This is a genomic window from Micromonospora sp. TSRI0369 (assembly GCF_001905625.1).
Taxonomy (GTDB): domain Bacteria; phylum Actinomycetota; class Actinomycetes; order Mycobacteriales; family Micromonosporaceae; genus Micromonospora; species Micromonospora echinospora_A.
In genome coordinates this window covers 75,211-93,643 of sequence record NZ_LIVU01000016.1, presented here as the reverse complement: position 1 = coordinate 93,643, position 18,433 = coordinate 75,211, and the positions used below count along the sequence as shown (strand labels likewise).

Genomic DNA, 18,433 nt, shown 5'->3' with positions numbered 1-18,433 from the left:
TCCTCCCGGCGGGCCCGGGGGTCGCCGCCGGCCAGGCGTACGACGGCGTCGCTCGCACCATGCGGTGCAAGGTCATATTCGGTATTAGCCCCGGTTTCCCGGGGTTATCCCAAAGCCTGGGGCAGGTTGCTCACGTGTTACTCACCCGTTCGCCGCTCGAGTACCCCGAAGGGCCTTTCCGCTCGACTTGCATGTGTTAAGCACGCCGCCAGCGTTCGTCCTGAGCCAGGATCAAACTCTCCAACAAAAACTTGTCGAACAGCAATCAACCTGGCAACAAAAGTGTTGCCAAAGGAATCCCAACCAGTCAGACAACAGCCTGACCAGTCCGGGGTATAAAACAATTGGCACTGGCTTTACAAGCACCCTGTTGAGTTCTCAAAGAACAACCACACACCAACCAGAAAGCCCCACACAGTGGAACCCCCGACCGGGGCATCTCGTTCAACTGCCCGCCGCTCTCGCGCCGGGCACTTTTACTACGTTACCTCACCGTCTCTGCCGTGTCAAACCGTGTGTCCCGGTCTGTCACGCTTCGTACGGGTCGGCGCCGCTGAACCCACGCAGCAGTCACCCGCTGCGTCTGATCATCGGATTTGGCAGGCCGGCCGCTGCGGTTGCCCGCTAGCTCGCCCGGTTCCCTGCCGGTCGACAACCTTACCCGGTCGGTTTCGCTCCGCCAAATCCGCCCTCCGGCGTTTCGGCAAGCCTCGCCCGGACCAGGTCCTGCGGAGGCGAACCTCGTTAAGACCTGGCGCCAGTCCCGGTTCGGTGCTTCAGGACTTTCGTCCCGTTTGCCCCGTTCCGCGCTGGCAGAGAGAAAGTTACGCGTCCGCAGGTTTGATCGTCAAATCGGGGGGTAGCGGCGCGCGTCACACCCGTCTGCGGCATGCACGATCAAGGAGTTCGCGTCCCGATCCGTGTCCCCACCCGGACGCAAACTCCTTGATCACCTGCGCGGGGCCGAGGACGGGGAAGGGCGGCGGGCGGCGCGGGACACACGGTAGGCGCGGATACCCAGAACCCCCACAGTCGTGCCGATCGCCAGGGAGGCGCCGATCAGCAGGGCGTGTACCCAGAGGAAGCTCGTCGGACTGCCCTCGCCGACGACGTCGGCAGACCAGGCGCGCTCGTCGTCCCAGATGGCGACCGCGAACCTCGGCCAGATCACCCAGGTCCACACCCCGACGGCGACCAGGAACAGCGACCAACCACGCGACAGGACCATGGTCGGCCAGTATGCCAGCGCACCCGTCCGCGCAGGTCAGGGCTCCGGGGACGGCGGAACGTGTTTCCGTCGGGGCCGCCGGGGCACTGTGCACGGTGTCGAGCCGATGCGCGGGAGGTGCCACCTATGCAGCCGTTCAACCCCTGGGCCTGGCGGGACCCGTCCGCCCTGGCGGGTGGGTACGACCAGACCCGGCCCGGAGACGTACCGCGGCAGCGCGCCGCGGACACCGACGACCAGCTGGACGCCCCCGGCCCCGGCACGCCGCTCGACCTCACGGGCTACCGGGTGGAGGCGACCGACGGCCGGATCGGGTCGATCGACGAGGCGAACGAGGACGCCGACGCGCGCTACCTGGTGGTGGACACCGGGCCGTGGATCTTCGGGAAGAAGGTGCTGTTGCCGGCCGGCACGGTGGCCCGCGTCGACCACCTGGACCGCGTGGTGCACGTGGACCGCACCCGCGACCAGGTGAAGGAGTCGCCCGCGTTCGACAGCGATCACTTCGCGCACCCGGAGTACCGGGAGCGGGTCGGCAGCTACTACTCCGAGAGCTATCGACAGCAGTAAGCGCGGCAGGAGGCAGCGGCGCCGGCCGGTGAGCGGTTACCGTGTCAGGCATGGTCCGGCTGCGCAGCTGCCTCCCGGAGACCCGTGCCGGTCTCCCGGGCCACGCTGCCGACGGCCGGGAGCAGATCCTCGACGTACTCCGTGCCGGCGGACTTCGGTTCCGCGCCGGCGGGCGATGGCGGCGCTCGTTCTGACGAGCCCGCTCCACCGATCCGGGTGACACCCGGGTCGCGTCTCCCCGCCAGCGAACGGCACGAAAGGCGTACGACCATGCCCTCTGCACGCATGCTCACCGGCGACCGCCCGACCGGGCGGCTGCACCTCGGCCACTACGTGGGCAGCATCGCCAACCGGGTGCGGCTGCACCAGCGGTACGAGAGCTTCTTCATCATCGCCGACCTGCACATGCTCACCACGCGCAACAGCCGCGCGGACATCGAGCAGGTGGCGCACAACGCCCGCGAGATGGTCACCGACATCCTGGCCGCCGGGGTGGAGCCGGAGCGGGCCACGTTCTACCTCCAGTCGGCGATCCCCGAGGTCGGTGACCTGAACACGCTGTTCCAGAACCTGATCACGGTGCCCCGGCTGGAACGGGTGCCGTCGCTGAAGGAGATGACCCGGGACGCCGGCAAGGACGAGATGCCGTACGGCCTGCTCGGCTATCCGGTCCTCCAGGCCGCCGACATCCTCTGCGTGAAGGGGCAGGTCGTGCCGGTCGGGAAGGACAACGCCGCGCACGTCGAGGTGACCCGGGAGATCGCCCGGCGGTTCAACCACCTCTACGGCGAGGTCTTCCCGGTGCCCGACATGCTCATGTCGGCCACGCCCACGCTGGTCGGCACCAACGGCGCCGGGAAGATGAGCAAGAGCAAGGGGAACGCCATCGGGCTCTCCGACGACGCGGCGACGGTGCGCCGCAAGGTGATGGGGATGTACACCGATCCGAACCGGGTCCGCGCCGACGTGCCGGGCACTGTCGAGGGGAATCCGGTCTTCGAGTTCCACGACGTCTTCAACCCGGACCGGGCGCAGGTGGCGGAGTTCAAGGACCGCTACCGGGCCGGCCGGGTCGGTGACGTCGAGGTCAAGGAGGCGCTGGTGACGGCGCTCAACCGGTTCCTCGACCCGATCCGGGAGCGCCGGGCCCGCTTCGAGGCGCAACCCGGCCTGGTCGACGAACTGATCGTCACCGGCACCGAACGGACCCGCGTCGAGGTGCGCCGCACGCTCGTCGAGGTCCGCCGGGCGATGGGCCTGAGCAGTGCGTACACCCAGGTGCGGCGCCGGGCCGAGCGCTACCGCAAGGCCGTCGCCACCTCGGCCTGACCACAGACCGGCCCGGGGTACGCGCTTGCGCCGACCCCGGGCCGGCCGGTTACGCTGCCGACATGGCCAGTTCGCACGCGTACCCGATGACGTCCCCCGGCGTCCGGCTCGGCGCGCTGCGACGCCGGCGGTCCCGCGACCGCCTGCGCTGAGCCTTCCTCTCCTGCGACCGGCGGATCGAGCCGCCGGTCGTCATCGATCGTCCTCGCTCCGCCGTCGCGTTCCCGTCAGGTGATCCGCGCGACGGATCCACAGCGAGATCGGCGTACCCATGGATCTTGAAAAGCTGCTTGCCGACCGGCTGGCGCCCGCGTTCGCGACGGTGGCCGGCGTACCGGTGGACCCGGCCGTGCGGCGCTCGCAGCACGCGGACTTCCAGTCCGACGCGGCGCTGGCGCTGGCCCGGCTGCTCGGCCGTCCGCCGCGGGAGATCGCCGCGGAGGTACGGGAGCGCGCGGCGCTCGCGGACCTCTGCGCGGCGGTCGAGGTGTCCGGTCCGGGCTTCCTGAACCTCACCGTGTCCGGGCACGCGCTCGGCCGCCTGGTCTCCGCGATGGCCGCCGACCCGCGGCTCGGCGTGCCGGTGGTCGCCGCGCCGGAGACCGTGGTGGTCGACTACTCGGGGCCGAACGTGGCGAAGGAGATGCACGTAGGGCACCTGCGCTCGACGGTGATCGGGGACGCGGCGGCCCGGACGCTGGAGTGGCTCGGGCACCGGGTGCTGCGCGCCAACCACCTCGGCGACTGGGGCACGCCGTTCGGCATGCTGATCGAGCACCTGCTCGACCTGGGTGAGGCCGGGGCGGCGCAGGAGCTGTCGATGGGTGACCTGGACGGGTTCTACAAGGCGGCGCGGGCGAAGTTCGACGACGACGAGGCGTTCCGGGAGCGGTCGCGGCTGCGGGTGGTGGCGTTGCAGGGCGGCGACCCGGCGACGCTGCGGCTGTGGCGGCTGCTGGTGACGCAGTCCGAGAGCTACTTCCTGACCGTCTACGACCTGCTCGACGTGACACTGACCGGCGACGACTTCCGGGGCGAGAGCAGCTACCACGACCAGCTCGCGCCGACTGTCGAGGAACTGGACCGGCTCGGGCTGCTGCGGCGCAGCGACGGCGCGGACTGCGTGTTCCCGCCCGGTTCGGTGGGGCGTGACGGCGAACCGTTGCCGCTGATCGTGCGCAAGTCCGACGGCGGGTACGGCTACCCGGCCACCGACCTGGCCGCGCTGCGGCACCGGACCGGCGCGCTCGACGCGACCCGGCTGCTCTACGTCGTCGGGCTGCCGCAGCGGCGGCACTTCGAGATGGTGTTCGCGGTCGGCGCGCAGGCCGGCTGGCTGGCCGCGCCGGTACGGGCCGAGCACGTCGGGTTCGGCTCGATCCTCGGCCCGGACGGACGGATGCTGCGCAGCCGGGCCGGCGGGTCGGTGAAGCTGGTCGGGCTGCTCACCGAGGCGGTCCAGCGGGCCACCGCGCTGGCCCGGGAACGCAACCCGGAGCTGAGCGAGGTGGAGGCCGCCGAGGTGGGGCGCGCGGTGGGCATCGGCGCGATCAAGTACGCCGACCTGTCCGGGGACCGGCACAAGGACTACGTGCTGGACTGGGAGCGGATGCTGTCGCTGGACGGCAACACCGCGCCGTACCTCCAGTACGCGTACTCCCGGGTCCGGTCGATCTTCCGGCGGGCCGGCGCGGCGGCGCGGCCGGACGCGGAGGTCTCGCTCGCCGAGCCGGCCGAGCGGGCGCTCGCGATGGAACTGGTCGGCTTCGGCGCGGTGGTCGAGGAGGTGGCGGACGGTCTGGAGTTCCACCGGCTGACCGCGTACCTGCACCGGCTGGCTGTCGCGTTCAGCGCTTTCTACGAGCGCTGCCCGGTGCTGCGGGCCGACGGGCCGGTACGGGAGAGCCGGCTGGTGCTGTGCGACCTGACCGGTCGGGTGCTGCGGCAGGGCCTGGACCTGCTCGGCATCCGTACCCCGGAACGGTTGTGAGGCCGAGCGGATGCCTCCTGGGCATAGCACTTTGGGCAGCTTGTGGGCCTGATTCGCGCGTATCTATGGTCGGTGCGTCTCCGCGAGCCCGACATGGGGGTGGGTCATGCCCGAACGTCCGACGACCGGCGCGGCGACGGTGGCGCCGTCGTGAGCACCACCGAAGCACCGACCACTGTCGCCTGGGACGGCGCGGCCCGGATCCGCCGCCTCGCCGCCACGATCGCGCTCGGCGAGACGGCCGGCGTCCTGGTGCCGGTGGTGGTGATCGCGCTGATGGCCCGGATCAGCGTCGAGGCGATGTACGTGCGCTCCCTGTACGTACCGTTGGCGCTGCTCTTCGCCGCGCTCCAGGTGGGCTTCGACGTGAGCAACCAGGTCGCCGCGTCGGTGAGCCGCGGCGCCGGCCGGGCACGGGACGTCCTCCCGGTCGCCGCCAGCATGGCCCGCGTCGGCATGGCCGTCTGGGGCACCGTCAGCCTCGTACTGATCCTGGCGGCGCCCTGGCTGGCGACGCTGCTGAACGTCCCGGACGCATCAGTGGGGGAGTTCGTCGCCTTCACCCGCTGGGCCTGCCTGGCCAACCTGATCTTCTTCCCGACCGTGCTGCTCTCGTCGAGCCTGCGCGGCTACGGCCGGCCGGGCTCCGCGGCGGCCGTGGTGCTGACCGGCGCGACCATGGAGGTGGGCGGCGTCGCGGTCCTGGGCTTCGGCACCGACCTCGGCGTGTACGCGCTTCCGGTCGCGATCGCGGGCGGCGGGGTGGCCGCACTGACCGTCGGTTTGGTGCAGGTGTACCGCTGCGGGCTCTGGACGGCGAGCGGGCCGTTGACCTGGCGGCCGGAGGCGATCGGGCGTCTGACCGGCACCGGGCTGCCGGTCACCGCGTCGTTCGTGGTGATGGCCGTGGCGAACGCTGGCCTGCTGTGGGCGCTCAGCCCGTTCGGGCCGGACGTGGTGTCCGGGTACTCGGCGGCCGGCGCGCTGCAGAACCTGCTCATCGTCCCAGCCTCGGCGCTCGGTTCGGCGACCGCGATCGTGCTGAACCAGCTGCGGGGCGCGGGGCGGCCCGGGGAGTGGCTGACGGCATTCGGTTCCGGGCTTCGCCTGACCGCCGTGGTGTACGCGGTGCTGGCCGCCGCGATCTGGTTGTGCCGGGACCCCCTGGCCGCGCTGCTTGCAGGTGACCCGACCGTCGCGTCGGAGACCGGACGCTTCCTGGCGATCGTCGGCCTGACCTACATCGGTCTGGGCCTGAACGTGATGACGCTGCTCCTTCTCGAACAGGTCGGCGGGGGCCTGATCGCGCTGTTGCTGAACGTGCCCTACTTCGGGGGCATGGTGGTCGTCGGCAGCGCGCTGGCCCGGACCCAGCAGGATCCGTCGGCCCTGTACTGGACGATCGCGGTGCTCAACGTCGGCGGCATGCTGCTCGTCCCGCTGCTGACGTGGCGGCACGTCCGCCGGACCAGCCGGGCGGAGGCCCGGTGAGCCGCCCCGAGTGGCGGGCGCGGGACGTCCGTCTCAGCGTCACGATCATGCACCATCCGGCTCGCGACGTCGCCCTGGAGACGCTCGTCGAGGCGTGCCGCCCGCTGTCCGCGCGCGTCGTGCACGACCCGGCCCCCGACGCCGCCCGCAGCCCGTTGCGGACCGCGAAGGTCGCCTGGGCCTCGATCGCGGAGGGCGCCACGCATCACCTGGTGCTGCAGGACGACGCCCGGGTCTGCGACGACTTCGCCACCCACGTGGTCGCCGCGATCGCGCGTCGCCCTGCGCACGGCATCGCCCTGTACACCGACTGGAGCAGCCCGCAGAACAGCTTCCTGTGCCGGCTGGCGGCGGTCGCCGGATCGCCGTGGGCGGCGCTGTCCCCGATGGAGTGGATCCCGGCGCTGGCGTTCCTGCTGCCGGCCGACGTGGCCGCGGACCTGGCCGCCTATCTGGCGCCGATCCCGGACGAGGTCACCGACGACGACCAGATGATCGCCCGGTACTGCCGGGAACGTGGAGTGCCGTTGCTGGCGACGGTGCCGCACCTGGTCGACAACCGCGGGCTGCCGACCCTGATCGCCGGGCACGGCGGCCGGCACCACGCCACCGTGTGGGCGCCGCCGGCGCCGTCCGACACGCACTGGGACCTCGACCCCCGGATCGACACGACCCTGGCGTCGCGGTCCCGCTACCAGTCCCATGACGAGTACGTCGTGCGGGTCAAGGACTCGCGCTGCCTGATCCGGCTGCTCCGGCCGCACACCGGTGAGCCCGGAGGCAACGAGTTCTGCTGGTACTGGGCGGACTGGTGCGACCTGATCGGCGTCGACGCGGAGGAGGTGACGACCGCGCTGGCCGCGTACCTGGACAACCGTCCGGGGCCGCGGCCGCCGGCGCGGGCCGCCCTGGAGATCTGGGCCGCCGGATACCTGCTCGGGCGGGAGGCCGCGGCGGTCCGCCGTGAACTGCCCGTCCCACTCGTCCCCGCCCACCCCGCCCGGATCCGTGCGGCCGTGTCGACCTGGGTGGACTCCGGCCTGACCGCCCCGGACGGTGCGGCCCTCGGCGCCGCCGGCCGGAGCGCGCTCATCGACCTCGGCGTGGCCGCGGTCGTCCTCGGCCTGCACCGCCGGAGCCCTGGCACCTTCGTCGCGGCCGGCGTTCCGGCCGACGCCCGTGGAGAGGACACCCGACATGACCACGCTTGCCACGACTCCTGACCCGGCCCTGGGCACAGTGGTCGAACGGATGGCGCGCCGCGAGGCGGCGGCCCACTTCCTCGTTCCGGCCGATCAACCGCCGGGGGTGATCCGCCCGCCCGCACCCCCGATGGCGGTCCGGATCAAGTCCTGCCCGGACTGCGGCGCCGACGCGGTCACCTTCCGGGCCGCGGGCGTCGCGTTGCCCTTCGCGGAGTGGCGGATCGTCGCCGCGGACGACGTCGACACCGGCGGGCTGCCCACGCTGACCGTGCTCGGCTGCGAGTGGTTCGCGCCGCGCGCGATGCTGCCGGTGGCGATCGCGATCGAGCGGTTCGGCCCGGTGTCGGCGACCGGCTTCCGCAGCCGCGCGGTGGCGGTCACCGAGTTGCGTGGTCTGCCGTTCGACGCTGTACTGGCCACCCTCGACGAGCAGGAGAACTGGGCCGACGCCGTGTGCGCCGGCAGCAGCCTGCCGCCGCGGCCGGCGCGGACCGTACCGGCCGCCAGCCGGCTGGTCAGCCCGGCGGCCACCTGGGCCGCCTACCGCGCGTCGGTCGCCGCCCGGTTCCTCGGCCCGCACGCGTCCGACGCCGGGCTGGGCCGGTGGAACGAGCTGTACCTGGAGAACCGCCGGGACGCGGCGGTCCGCACGCTGGACGGCTACGCATCGTGCCCGGCCTGACCGCGGACGTGCGCTGGCAGCCGGCCTGCTTCACCGGTTCCCGGGCGATCGTCGAGCAGCTGACGTGGGGGCAGGTGCTTGTGGAACGCGACATCCGGCGGATGCCGCCGGGCACCGCCTACAACGTCACGGTGCCCCTGCTGATCCCCGAGGGCGTGGACCTGGCCATGGTGTGCGCCGCGGTGGGCGCGCTGGCCGGTCGTTTCGAGGCACTGCGTACGCGGTTCCCGCGACGGGACGGCCGGCTGGTCCAGGAGGTGCTCGACAGCGGCAGCATCCCGGTCGGGGTCTTCTCCGGCGCCGGTCCGGCCGAGCAGTTCGCGGCGGCCGCCCGGGAACTGGACGAGCAGCTCCAGGCGACACCGTTCGACCACGATCGGGACGTGCCGATGCGCGTCCTGGTCTACGTGCACCGGCAGGTGCCCCGGGCTCTGGTGCTCTGCATCGCCCACCTGGCGGCCGACCTGCAGAGCAGCCGTCTGGCGGCGCGGGTGCTGGCCGAGATGCTGGCCTGCCGGGCGGCGGGGCGCCCGGATCCGGCGACTCCGGAACTGGTTCATCCCGCCGACCTCGCCGCCTTCGAGCGTTCCCCCCGGGGTCGTACGGTCAGCGCCGCCGCTGTGGCCCACCTGCGCCGGCAACTGGACGCGGTCCCGCTCGACAACTTCGCCGCGGTCCAGCCGGTGGCGCCGGCCGAACCCCGGTTCTGGCGCGGTGTCCTGGACTCGCCGATCTCGGCGCCGGTGCTGGGGCTGCTCGCCGACCGGTACCGCACCAGCACCGCCACTGTCGCGCTCGCGGTGACCGCGGCCCTGCTGGGCGTGGTCGCCGAGACCGACCGGTGCGGGTTGCTCCTGGTCACCGGCAACCGCACCACGGCGCCACAGCGGGCCTCGATCGGCACGCTGACCCAGCACATGCCGGCCGTCGTCGACCTGACCGGGCCGGCTTTCTCCGACCTGGTCCGGCACTGCTGGGGCACGGCCGTGCGGGCCTTCCGGCACGGCCGCTTCGATCCGGTGGACGGGTGGGCGGCGCTGGCCGAGGTGAGCCGGGAACGCGGCGCCGAGCCGGAGATCCGATGCTTCTTCAACGACATGCGCGGCGCGCCGGAGACGCCGCCCGTCACCGCACCGCTCGACCGTGACGTGGCGCAGCGGGTCCTGACCGAGCCGAGCTTCCGGTGGACCGAACGCCGGCCGGCCGGCCCCTCGTTCTTCATGGAGGTCGGCGACGTGCTCGACACCCCCGGCCAGCTGCGCTGGACGCTGCTCGGGGACACCACCCTGCTGCCCCCTGACCTCATCCGTGCGGTCCTGATCGGAGTGGACCGCCTGCTGGTGCGACTGCTCGACACGGATCTGCTCCTCTCCGAGGTGGGCGAGGCCGCCGGTCTGCGCGGCGTGGTGGCCCCGCACTGAACGACCCGATCGACCGGGGCGGGGCGGCGTGGGCCTGCCCCGCCCCGGTCTCTCAGCCCTGGGCGGTGACCGTCAGCTCCGGCTGCGCGTCACCGGCCTCCGGAGCGGAGGGGACCTGCGGCCGGCCACCCAGGAAGCGAGGCGCCCACCACGCGGCGCGCCCGAGAATCGCCATCGTCGCCGGGACCAGCAGCATCCGGACGATCACCGCGTCGATCAGGACGGCCAGCACCAGACCCAGGCCGACCTCCTTGATCGGGGCGAATCCCCCGGTCATGAAGCCGGCGAAGGTGACCGCGAGGAGCAGGGCCGCGGCGGTCACGATGCCGCCGCTTCGCTGCAGACCCTCCCGTACCGCCTGGTCCGGGGCCGCGCCGGCGAAGCGGCGCTCACGGATCCGGGAGAGGACGAAGACCTCGTAGTCGGTGGAGAGACCGAACGCGATCGCCGCGACGACCACCGGCACGGTCAGGTCGATGCCGTCGAGCCGCTCACCGCCGAGCAGGCCGACCAGGTGCCCCTCCTGGAACACCCAGACCACCACACCGAGCGCGGCGAACAGGCTCAGCAGGTTGGTGAGCACGGCCTTCAGCGGGATCAGCACCGACCGGGTGAATGCCAGCAGCAGGACGAAGGTGGCCAGCAACACGATACCGCCGGCGATCGGGAGGCGGTCGCGCAGCTCCTGCTGATAGTCGACCAGGCGGGCCGCGTCCCCGGTGACCTGCACCGTGAAGGGGGCGTCCAGGTCGCGGATGTCGCGTACCGCCTGGGCGGTGTCCGGATCGCTCGTCGGGTTCTTCGGCGTGGCCTGGAGAACGGCCAGCCCGCCGCCGCTGCGCCCCGGGTTCACCACGGAGACGCCGGGCACCGCGGCGGCCCGCTGCCGGAACTCGGCCAGGTCGGGGTCGTCGGCCGAGGTCCGGGCGACGATCGTGATCGCGCTCGGGCCGGCAAGTGCCGGGAAGTGTTCACGCAGCTCCTCGGTGAGCTGGCGGGTGGCACTGTCGGCCGGCAGCGACCTGGGGTTGCTGGTGTCCAGCCGCAGGTTGGTCGCCGACAACCCGGCCACGAGCAGGCCGACGAGCACCACCAGCAGGGTGAGCACCGGCATCTTCTGCACGCCACGGGCGACCGTGGCGAAGGACCGGCCACGTTCCTTCCGCGCCCGGGCCGGCTTGATCCTGTTACGCAGCAGCTGGAGCAGCGCGGGAAGCAGTGTGATCGCGGCAAGCATGTCGATCAGCACCACGGCGGCGCCGGCCACGCCGATCGACCGCAGGAACGGATCGGCGAAGACCACCAGGCTGGCCAGGCTGACCGCGATGGTCAGACCGGAGAAGACGATGGTCCGGCCGGCGCGTTCGGAGGCCCGCACGAGCGCCTCCTCCGCGTCCTCGGTCAGCGCCCGTTCCTCCCGGAACCGGCTGACCATGAGCAGCGCGTAGTCGACGCCGAGGCCGATGGCGAGCATCGTGGTGACCTGGATCGAATAGATCGACACGTCGGTGAAGAAGCTCATCACCAGCAGCGTGGAGAAGGTTCCGCCGACACCGACCAGCGCGATCAGCAGCGGCAGCCCGGCGGCGATCAGCGACATGAAGACCAGCAGCAACAGGAGCAGCAGCAACGGCGCGGACACGATCTCGGCCCGCCGGGTGTCCGAGGTGGCCTGGTCGTTGAACTCGCGGTCGGTGAGCGGGCCGCCGGAGACCACAGCTGTCGTGCCGTCGATCCCGGTCAACTGCGTCCGTACCTTGTCGGCCAGCACGTCTCCCTGGTGCGCCAGTTCCACGTTCACCAGGACCGCCGCGCCGTCGGTGGCGACCGGGGCCTGGGGACCGAACGGGTCGGTCACCGCCAGCACGCCGTCGATGGAGCGCAGCTCGGTGAGCGCGGCGGAGACCTTGGTACGAAAGGCGGGGTCGGTGGCCGGGCCGCCGGAGATGACCGCGTTGATCACGGGTGGCGCCAGCTTGGCGTCACCGAGCGCCTGTGCGCCCTGCTGCGACTCGCTGCCGGCGATGGCGCCGACGCTTGTCGTCATCCGGGCGAAGACGCCGTTTCCGACAGTGAAGCCGGCCGCCGCGATCACCAGCCAGATGACGAGCACGACGGCAGGGCGCCGGCGAGCGAAACGCGTAACGGCACGGATCATCACACGGCTCCTCAGGACGGAAAGATCGATGTGATCTCATCCTGATGAAGCGGGCCCTCCGGCGGATCGCCGACGAGAGCGAAATCCGGTCTCACCCGAGCGAGGGAGAGCGCTCAGTCGAGATCCTCACCGGGACTGATCAGCCCGGCCTCGTAGGAGAAGACCACCGCCTGCACCCGGTCCCGCAGGCCCAGCTTGGCCAGCACGTTGCTGACATGGGTCTTGACGGTGTGATCGCTCACCGTCAGCCGGGCGGCGATCTCGGCGTTGGAGAGCCCACGGGCGACCAGGCAGAGGATCTCCCGCTCCCGGCCGGTCAGCTCGGCCAGCAGAGCCGGCGGGCGGATCGCGCCCTGGGGCCGCCGCAGCAGGTCGGCGATCACCCGCCGGGTCACCGTCGGCGCGAGCAGCGCCTCGCCCTTGGCGATCACCCGTACCGCCTCGACCAACTCGGCCCGGCGCATGGTCTTGAGCAGGAAGCCGTTCGCGCCGGCCCGCAACGCGTCGTGCACGTGCTCGTCGACGTCGAACGTGGTGAGGATGAGCACCCGCGCGTCCGTGGTGGCGCAGATCCGGCGGGTGGCCTCGATGCCGTCGATCGGGCCGTCCATCCGGATGTCCATGACCACCACGTCCGGCTTCTTCTCGGCCACCACCCGCAGGGCCTCCAGGCCGTCCGCCGCCTCGCCCACCACCGTCAGGTCCGGCTCCGCGTCGAGGATCATGGCGAAGCCACCCCGAACCAGATCCTGGTCGTCGACGACCACGATGCGCACCATGGGGCGCCACCCCTCGATTCGTAGCAGCTCACTCGGTGGGCAGGACGGCGCTCACAGTGAAGCCGCCGCCATCGGGACCCGCTCCGATGCTCAGCTCACCACCACAGGCGGTGACCCGCTCCCGCATGCCCATCATCCCGTATCCGCCGCCGACATCCACCGCACCGATGCCGTCGTCGGTCACCGTGACCCGGATTTCCCGCGGATTGAACTCGATCAGCACGTCCACCATCGACGCCCGCGCGTGCCGGATGGTGTTTGTCAGCGCCTCCTGCACCACCCGGAAGACCGTGGCGTCCACGTCGGCGGGCAGTGGCCGCTGCTGCCCGCGCCAGCGCACCGCCGCCTCCAGGCCGCCCCGGCGCGCCTCGCCGAGCAGTTGCGGTACGTCACCCACCCCGGGCGCCGGGGCCGGCCGCTGCTCGCCCTCCGCCGAACGCAGCGCGGCCAACGACCGCCGGAGCTGGGCGATGGCGGACCGGCCGCTCTCGGCGATCACCTCGAAGGTCTTCTCGACCCGAGCCGGGTCGGTGCGGGCCACCACCGGCCCGGCCTCCGCCTGGACCACCATGATCGCGACCGTGTGCGCCACGATGTCGTGCACCTCGCGGGCGATCCGGTTGCGGTCGCGCGCGGCGGCGGCGGCTCGTTCCTCCTCCTGGCGGGCAGCCCGTTCCTCGAGCACCGCGATCCGGTCGCCGCGCCCTCGGGAGGCGATCCCCATGCTGTACGCCGCCACGTACGCCATCCCGACGTACCCGAAGGTGGCGGCGCTCTCGCCCGGGACCACAAGTGAGACGACCACCCCCACGGCCTGCACGCCGATCGCGACCTGCCGCCACGGGGACGGGCTCAGCGACGCGAACGTGTACGTCGCGACGAGCGGCCCGAAGGGCAGCGGCGGCATCTGGTGCGAGAGCCCGAGGACGCTGATCGCCAGGCCCACTGTCACCGTGGTGAGCAGCGGAGCCCGTCGGCGCCAGATCAGCGGTAGCGACGCGCCGGCGGCCACCAGGATGTGCCAGACCTTCCCGTCCTCGGAGAACGCCACCGGCAGGGCGGTGCCGACGAACACGGCCACCGCGATCAGCCCGTCCAGCCAGAGCGTGGCGTTGCGGGGCAGCCGCGCGGGTCGCGCCTGCGCCCGGACGGTGGCCGGAAGAGGCATGGACAACGGCACGATCGGCTCCTCAACGCGCGGCGGTCCCCAGTATGCGGCTCCGGAGAGCCGTCCGGCCGGTACGCACGCCCTCGGACCGCCGTCGATGTCCTGTTCAGGACATCGAGGTGGAGACCGCGACGAGCGGATCGGTTGAATCGGGTTCTGTCGCAGAGAGAAGGAGGCACCACGTGGGCGCAGTCCGCGTCGCCATAGCCGGGGTCGGCAACTGTGCCGCGTCGCTGGTGCAAGGCGTCGAGTACTACCGGGACGCGAGGACGACCGACACCGTTCCCGGCCTCATGCACGTCGCCTTCGGCGACTACCACGTCGGCGACATCGAGTTCGTCGCGGCTTTCGACGTGGACGCGAAGAAGGTGGGCCGGGACCTGTCCGAGGCCATCGTCGCGAGTGGCAACAACACCATCAAGATCTGCGACGTTCCCCCGTCCGGGGTCGTCGTGCGGCGTGGCCCGACGCTCGACGGTCTCGGTGAGTACTACCGGGAGATGATCGAGGAGTCCGACGAGCGGGCCGTCGACGTGGTTCGCGTACTGCGCGAGTCCGGGGCCGACGTCCTCGTGTCGTACCTGCCGGTGGGATCGGAGGATGCCGACCGGTTCTACGCCCGGTGCGCGCTGGAGGCGGGGGTGGGGTTCGTCAACGCGCTACCGGTGTTCATCGCCTCGGACCCGGTGTGGGCGGCCCGGTTCACCGAGGCCGGCGTGCCGATCATCGGCGACGACATCAAGTCGCAGGTGGGCGCCACCATCACCCACCGGGTGCTCGCGAAGCTCTTCGAGGACCGCGGGGTCCGGCTGGAGCGCACCTACCAGCTCAACTTCGGCGGCAACATGGACTTCATGAACATGCTGGAGCGTCGGCGGCTGGCATCGAAGAAGCTGTCCAAGACCCGGGCCGTCACCTCGCAGATCCCCCACGAGATGGCCGCCGGCGACGTGCACATCGGTCCCAGCGACTACGTGCCGTTCCTGGAGGACCGCAAGTACGCGCTGGTGCGCCTGGAGGGGCGGGCGTTCGGCGACGTGCCTCTGCAACTGGAGTACAAGCTCGAGCTCTGGGACTCGCCCAACTCGGCCGGCGTGATCATCGACGCGGTCCGGGCGACCAGGATCGCCATGGATCGGGGAGTCGGCGGGCCCATCCTCTCCGCCTCCTCGTACTTCATGAAGTCGCCGCCCGAGCAGTACGACGACGCCGCCGCCCGGGACGCCGTCGAGCGCTTCATCCGCGGCGAGGTCGAACGCTGACCGGCAGGTGACGGGGGAGCCGGAGTCCGGCTCCCCCGTCGTCGTCCGTCAGGGTTTCCGCCTCAGATCGCGACGGAACTCGTGGTGGTGACAGGCCGCGGGATGCGCTCCGGCCAGCGCCACGGAAGGCGTCGTGGTCGGGCAGGTCCCGCAGGAAGTAGGCGCCCGTCCAGGTGGACGGTCCAGACGTCGACGCCGTCCGGCTCAGTCACTGTCGAGTTTGCCCTGGACGAGGCCCTGGAAGGTGTTGAGTCGCTGGATGTTGCCGGTGCCTTCCATGAATTCGACGCCCCGGGCGTCGCGGATCAGCTTGTCCAGCATCGGCTGCGTCAGCCGTGCGCCCGGGCCGAAGTACTCCAGCGCCTCCAGCGTCACCTCCTCGGCCAGCCGGGCCGCCCGGGCCTTCGCCGCCGAGGCCAGGTGGCCGTTGGCGGGCTGGGCGTCCACGATCGCGGCGGCCTGCCAGATGAGCTGTCGCACGCCGTCGATCCGCCGGCCGGTCCGTTCCCAGCGCAGCCGGTCGGCCTTGGACAGCGAACCGCGTTGCTCGGTGACGTAGTCGTGCGCGGACCGGGCGATGCCCAGTGCGATCGCCGCCACACCGGGTCGGAGGCGGTTGAACATCTGCACGCCGCTCCACACCCCGCGCCGGGTGGGGCTGAGGTGGCGGCCGAGCACCCGGCCCTCCGGTACCGGCACGCCGTCCAGGGTGATCGCGCTGAGCTGGGCGCCGCGCAGGCCGATCGTCGGGATCGGCTCGGCCTTGAAACCGGGCGCGCCGGTCTCGACCAGCACCGCGGTGGCGCCGAGGGGCCCGGGCCGGTCCCGGGCGAAGACGACGCCGACCTGGGCGCGGGCGCCGTTGCCGATGTAGCGCTTGGCGCCGCGCAGGAGCAGACCTCCCTCGCCGTCGGGGTCCAACCTCGTACCCATCGCAGCCGCGTCCGATCCGTGGTCGGGCTCGGTCAGCGCGAAGAAGGTCCACGTCGGCGCGGCCAGCAGCCGGCCGTAGAACCACTCCTTCTGCTCCTTGTCGGCGAGCAGGTCGACGAGCACCCCGGACAGCGAGGCGCCGGGGGACGCGAGCATCATGCCGGCGTCCCCGGCGGCGATCTCCTCGGCGAACACCACGCGTTCCATTGCCGTCATGCCGTCGAACCGGTACCCGCCGATGAGCGTCCGGTCCGGCAACCACGGCGCCGGGATGAGCATGGTGGACAGGTGCCGTACGGCGGGGTTGTCCAGGCACCGGTACACGGTGTCCGGGTCGCGGTCCAGCTCCAGCGCCGTCGAGCGCAGGTCGCGCGCCCAGTCCCGGGCGTGCGCCCGGGCGGCGCCGAGCCGGTCGTCCAGTTCGATCACGGCGCCCACTCCTCTCCACCGATCCAGGCGTCGGCCAGCAACTCCGACGCATTGACCACCGCGCCCGGTCCGTCAGCGGTGAACCCGCTGGCCCCGAGCAGGCGCAGCAGCATGCGGTCGGCAGTGGTGATCTGCCGATGCAGCCAGGCCAGGGAGCCGGCCGGTGGCGGCGTACCGGTCAGCCGGACCTTGATCTCGATCTGCTCGGTGACGGCGTCCGCCAGAGCGCCCTTGATCATCTGTTGCAGCACCAGCGGGGTGTCGCCGACGCGGCGGTCACCGAGGTGGGCGAGAGTGACGTCGAGCAGGGCCTCGGAGAGCCCGAGCCGGAGCCCGGCCAGCGCGGCCAGCCAGTCCGGCCAGGGCGCCGGCGTACCGGTCGGCCCGGGGGCGCCCCGGTAGCGGACGGCCGTCAGCGGGCCGTCCGGTGTCTCGACAGTGCCGAGCCGCTCCACGGCGACCGGGTCCAGGGCGGCGATCGTGTCCCCGGTCCAGACCCGGCCGGCGTCGTGCAGCGCCGGCTCGGGCAACACGCAGCACCCGGTCGGGCCGCACGGCAGGACCCGGTCCGCCAGCGTGGCGTGCATCGCGGTGAGCGTGGCGGTGAGCCCGCCGGTCCGGGCGCTGCGCCGGGCCTCGTCGGCGATCACGACCGCGCCTCCGGGTCCGAGCCGGCGAAGACCGCCACACAGAGGGTGCCCGAGACCGGGTCGTGGTCCGCCACCGCGATCGGCCCGGCGGTGCCCGCCCGCTGCCGGGCGAACTCGGCCCAGACACCGGCCGCACCCAGCCCCGGCGCCGGAACCGCCGGGCGGCCGGCGGTCAGGCCGGGACCGGCGATCAGGACGGCGTCCGCCGGCACCAGTTCGTCGAGCAGCGTCCCGGCCGCCGCCGGTGAGACGTCCGGGCGCTGGTGCACGGTGGTCCCGTCCGAGGCGGCCGGCTCCAGCAGCACAGCCACCCCGACGTCGTGGCCGGGTACCGGATAGCGGGGCCCGACCAGCTCGTACGACATCGTCGTCTGTTCCAGGATCAGCAGCAGCGCCCGGCAGCCCGGGAAGTCGCCGGAGTAGGTCCCGAGCAGCCGCAGGGCGGTGAACGCCGCCGCCGGCCCCTGATCGGACACCGCGAAGGCGAGGGGATCGCCCGGCACCAGCTCGTTGAGGTAGCAGGCGGTGACCCGGCGTGGGTCGCCGTCCGGAGTGGAGTGCGCGATGGCGATCAGGTCCACCGGCGCCGCGAGGTCGAGATCGCGCACCAGGCGGTCCGCCATCCCGGTGAACGAGTTACGGGCGGCCGCCGCGTGCAGATCCCGGTCGAAGCGACGACCGTACAGCTCGGTCATGTCCGAGAGGTATTCCTCGAGCAACGGATCGTCCCGGTACGGCTCCGGATCGGGGTCGAACCGGCGGGCGATCACCTGAGTCGGCCTGAGCCGGCCCGTACGGACCGATGGGGCCGGGGCGATGGACAGGAACATCGGCGTCAGGCCAGGCCCTGGCCGATGACGTAGTCGGCGAGGGTGCCGACCGACTCGAAGTGGTGCTGCTCCAGCGTGTCCGAGTCGATCACGACGTTCAGCCGGTCCTCGATGTGCATGAGCAGTTCGAGGACGTTCGTCGAGTCCAACCCGAGCTCGTCCATCAGCCGGGTCTGCTCGGTCACCTGGACGGAGTCGCGGTTCAGCACCGCGACAACGGCGTCGATCATGTGGTCGACGACCGCGGCGCGGTCGACTGTGGCTTCCGAAGCCATGGTCATGGCGGGCCTCCTGTGTGCCGGTCGGGA

16 protein-coding genes and 1 rRNA gene are annotated in these 18,433 nt (G+C 71.9%); 8 read left to right on the top strand and 9 right to left on the bottom strand.

What is annotated here, in order from left to right; genetic code table 11:
• Nucleotides 1-247 (bottom strand): 16S ribosomal RNA (locus AMK25_RS32525); the annotation flags it as partial.
• A 702-nt stretch (nt 248-949) separates the two neighbouring features.
• Nucleotides 950-1,228 carry an SCO4848 family membrane protein gene (locus tag AMK25_RS30240; protein WP_073831763.1) on the bottom strand — a complete coding sequence of 93 codons (279 nt, stop codon included), beginning with the start codon at nt 1,226-1,228 and terminating at the stop codon, nt 950-952.
• Between the two features lie 126 nt (nt 1,229-1,354).
• Between AMK25_RS30240 and AMK25_RS30235 the strand changes: the two genes are divergently transcribed.
• The 7 genes from AMK25_RS30235 to AMK25_RS30205 all read left to right on the top strand — a co-directional run bounded on the left by AMK25_RS30235 (nt 1,355) and on the right by AMK25_RS30205 (nt 9,916).
• Nucleotides 1,355-1,798, top strand: a complete 444-nt coding sequence (locus AMK25_RS30235) for a PRC-barrel domain-containing protein (protein ID WP_064448820.1) — start codon at nt 1,355-1,357, stop codon at nt 1,796-1,798.
• A gap of 270 nt (nt 1,799-2,068) precedes the next feature.
• Nucleotides 2,069-3,127 carry a tryptophan--tRNA ligase gene (trpS, locus tag AMK25_RS30230; protein WP_073831762.1) on the top strand — a complete coding sequence of 353 codons (1,059 nt, stop codon included), beginning with the start codon at nt 2,069-2,071 and terminating at the stop codon, nt 3,125-3,127.
• 271 nt (nt 3,128-3,398) lie between these two features.
• Nucleotides 3,399-5,117, top strand: a complete 1,719-nt coding sequence (argS, locus tag AMK25_RS30225; RefSeq protein ID WP_073831761.1) for an arginine--tRNA ligase — start codon at nt 3,399-3,401, stop codon at nt 5,115-5,117.
• Between the two features lie 150 nt (nt 5,118-5,267).
• Nucleotides 5,268-6,608, top strand: a complete 1,341-nt coding sequence (locus AMK25_RS30220) for an MATE family efflux transporter (RefSeq protein WP_073831772.1) — start codon at nt 5,268-5,270, stop codon at nt 6,606-6,608.
• Nucleotides 6,605-7,831, top strand: a complete 1,227-nt coding sequence (locus AMK25_RS30215) for a hypothetical protein (protein WP_143194822.1) — start codon at nt 6,605-6,607, stop codon at nt 7,829-7,831. Before AMK25_RS30220 ends, AMK25_RS30215 begins: the two co-directional genes overlap by 4 nt.
• Entirely contained in the window at nt 7,806-8,495 is a 690-nt protein-coding gene (locus tag AMK25_RS30210; RefSeq protein WP_143194821.1) for a hypothetical protein, read from the top strand. The genes AMK25_RS30215 and AMK25_RS30210 overlap by 26 nt, the downstream gene beginning before the upstream one ends.
• Nucleotides 8,483-9,916, top strand: coding sequence for a condensation domain-containing protein (locus AMK25_RS30205; RefSeq protein WP_073831758.1), 1,434 nt, complete (start codon nt 8,483-8,485; stop codon nt 9,914-9,916). The genes AMK25_RS30210 and AMK25_RS30205 overlap by 13 nt, the downstream gene beginning before the upstream one ends.
• Before the next feature lie 52 nt (nt 9,917-9,968).
• Here the strand turns inward: AMK25_RS30205 and AMK25_RS30200 are convergent, their stop codons facing one another.
• The 3 genes from AMK25_RS30200 to AMK25_RS30190 all read right to left on the bottom strand — a co-directional run bounded on the left by AMK25_RS30200 (nt 9,969) and on the right by AMK25_RS30190 (nt 14,033).
• Entirely contained in the window at nt 9,969-12,074 is a 2,106-nt protein-coding gene (locus AMK25_RS30200; protein WP_073831757.1) for an MMPL family transporter, read from the bottom strand.
• Between the two features lie 113 nt (nt 12,075-12,187).
• A complete protein-coding gene (locus tag AMK25_RS30195; protein ID WP_073831756.1) occupies nt 12,188-12,853 on the bottom strand; it encodes a response regulator in 666 nt (221 codons plus the stop codon).
• A 28-nt stretch (nt 12,854-12,881) separates the two neighbouring features.
• Nucleotides 12,882-14,033, bottom strand: coding sequence for a sensor histidine kinase (locus AMK25_RS30190; protein ID WP_143194820.1), 1,152 nt, complete (start codon nt 14,031-14,033; stop codon nt 12,882-12,884).
• Between the two features lie 170 nt (nt 14,034-14,203).
• Here AMK25_RS30190 and AMK25_RS30185 point away from each other — a divergent pair, with 170 nt between their 5' ends.
• On the top strand, nt 14,204-15,283 hold the full coding sequence (locus AMK25_RS30185) for an inositol-3-phosphate synthase (protein ID WP_073831754.1): 1,080 nt from the start codon (nt 14,204-14,206) through the stop codon (nt 15,281-15,283).
• Between the two features lie 204 nt (nt 15,284-15,487).
• Here the strand turns inward: AMK25_RS30185 and AMK25_RS30180 are convergent, their stop codons facing one another.
• The 4 genes from AMK25_RS30180 to AMK25_RS30165 all read right to left on the bottom strand — a co-directional run bounded on the left by AMK25_RS30180 (nt 15,488) and on the right by AMK25_RS30165 (nt 18,406).
• Nucleotides 15,488-16,645: an acyl-CoA dehydrogenase family protein gene (locus AMK25_RS30180; protein WP_073831771.1), complete on the bottom strand. Its 1,158-nt coding sequence runs from the start codon at nt 16,643-16,645 to the stop codon at nt 15,488-15,490.
• Nucleotides 16,642-17,295: a hypothetical protein gene (locus tag AMK25_RS30175; RefSeq protein ID WP_073831753.1), complete on the bottom strand. Its 654-nt coding sequence runs from the start codon at nt 17,293-17,295 to the stop codon at nt 16,642-16,644. Before AMK25_RS30175 ends, AMK25_RS30180 begins: the two co-directional genes overlap by 4 nt.
• Nucleotides 17,292-18,065, bottom strand: a complete 774-nt coding sequence (locus AMK25_RS30170) for a hypothetical protein (protein ID WP_073831752.1) — start codon at nt 18,063-18,065, stop codon at nt 17,292-17,294. The genes AMK25_RS30175 and AMK25_RS30170 overlap by 4 nt, the downstream gene beginning before the upstream one ends.
• Before the next feature lie 65 nt (nt 18,066-18,130).
• Nucleotides 18,131-18,406, bottom strand: a complete 276-nt coding sequence (locus tag AMK25_RS30165; protein ID WP_198937718.1) for an acyl carrier protein — start codon at nt 18,404-18,406, stop codon at nt 18,131-18,133.
• Nucleotides 18,407-18,433 lie beyond the last annotated feature (27 nt).

Coding starts and splice junctions, on each gene's coding strand:
- AMK25_RS30240 (WP_073831763.1), bottom strand. CDS start 1,228: ATGGTCCTGTCGCGTGGTTGGTCGCTGTTCCTGGTCGCCGTCGGGGTG.
- AMK25_RS30235 (WP_064448820.1), top strand. CDS start 1,355: ATGCAGCCGTTCAACCCCTGGGCCTGGCGGGACCCGTCCGCCCTGGCG.
- trpS (WP_073831762.1), top strand. CDS start 2,069: ATGCCCTCTGCACGCATGCTCACCGGCGACCGCCCGACCGGGCGGCTG.
- argS (WP_073831761.1), top strand. CDS start 3,399: ATGGATCTTGAAAAGCTGCTTGCCGACCGGCTGGCGCCCGCGTTCGCG.
- AMK25_RS30210 (WP_143194821.1), top strand. CDS start 7,806: ATGACCACGCTTGCCACGACTCCTGACCCGGCCCTGGGCACAGTGGTC.
- AMK25_RS30200 (WP_073831757.1), bottom strand. CDS start 12,074: ATGATCCGTGCCGTTACGCGTTTCGCTCGCCGGCGCCCTGCCGTCGTG.
- AMK25_RS30195 (WP_073831756.1), bottom strand. CDS start 12,853: ATGGTGCGCATCGTGGTCGTCGACGACCAGGATCTGGTTCGGGGTGGC.
- AMK25_RS30165 (WP_198937718.1), bottom strand. CDS start 18,406: ATGACCATGGCTTCGGAAGCCACAGTCGACCGCGCCGCGGTCGTCGAC.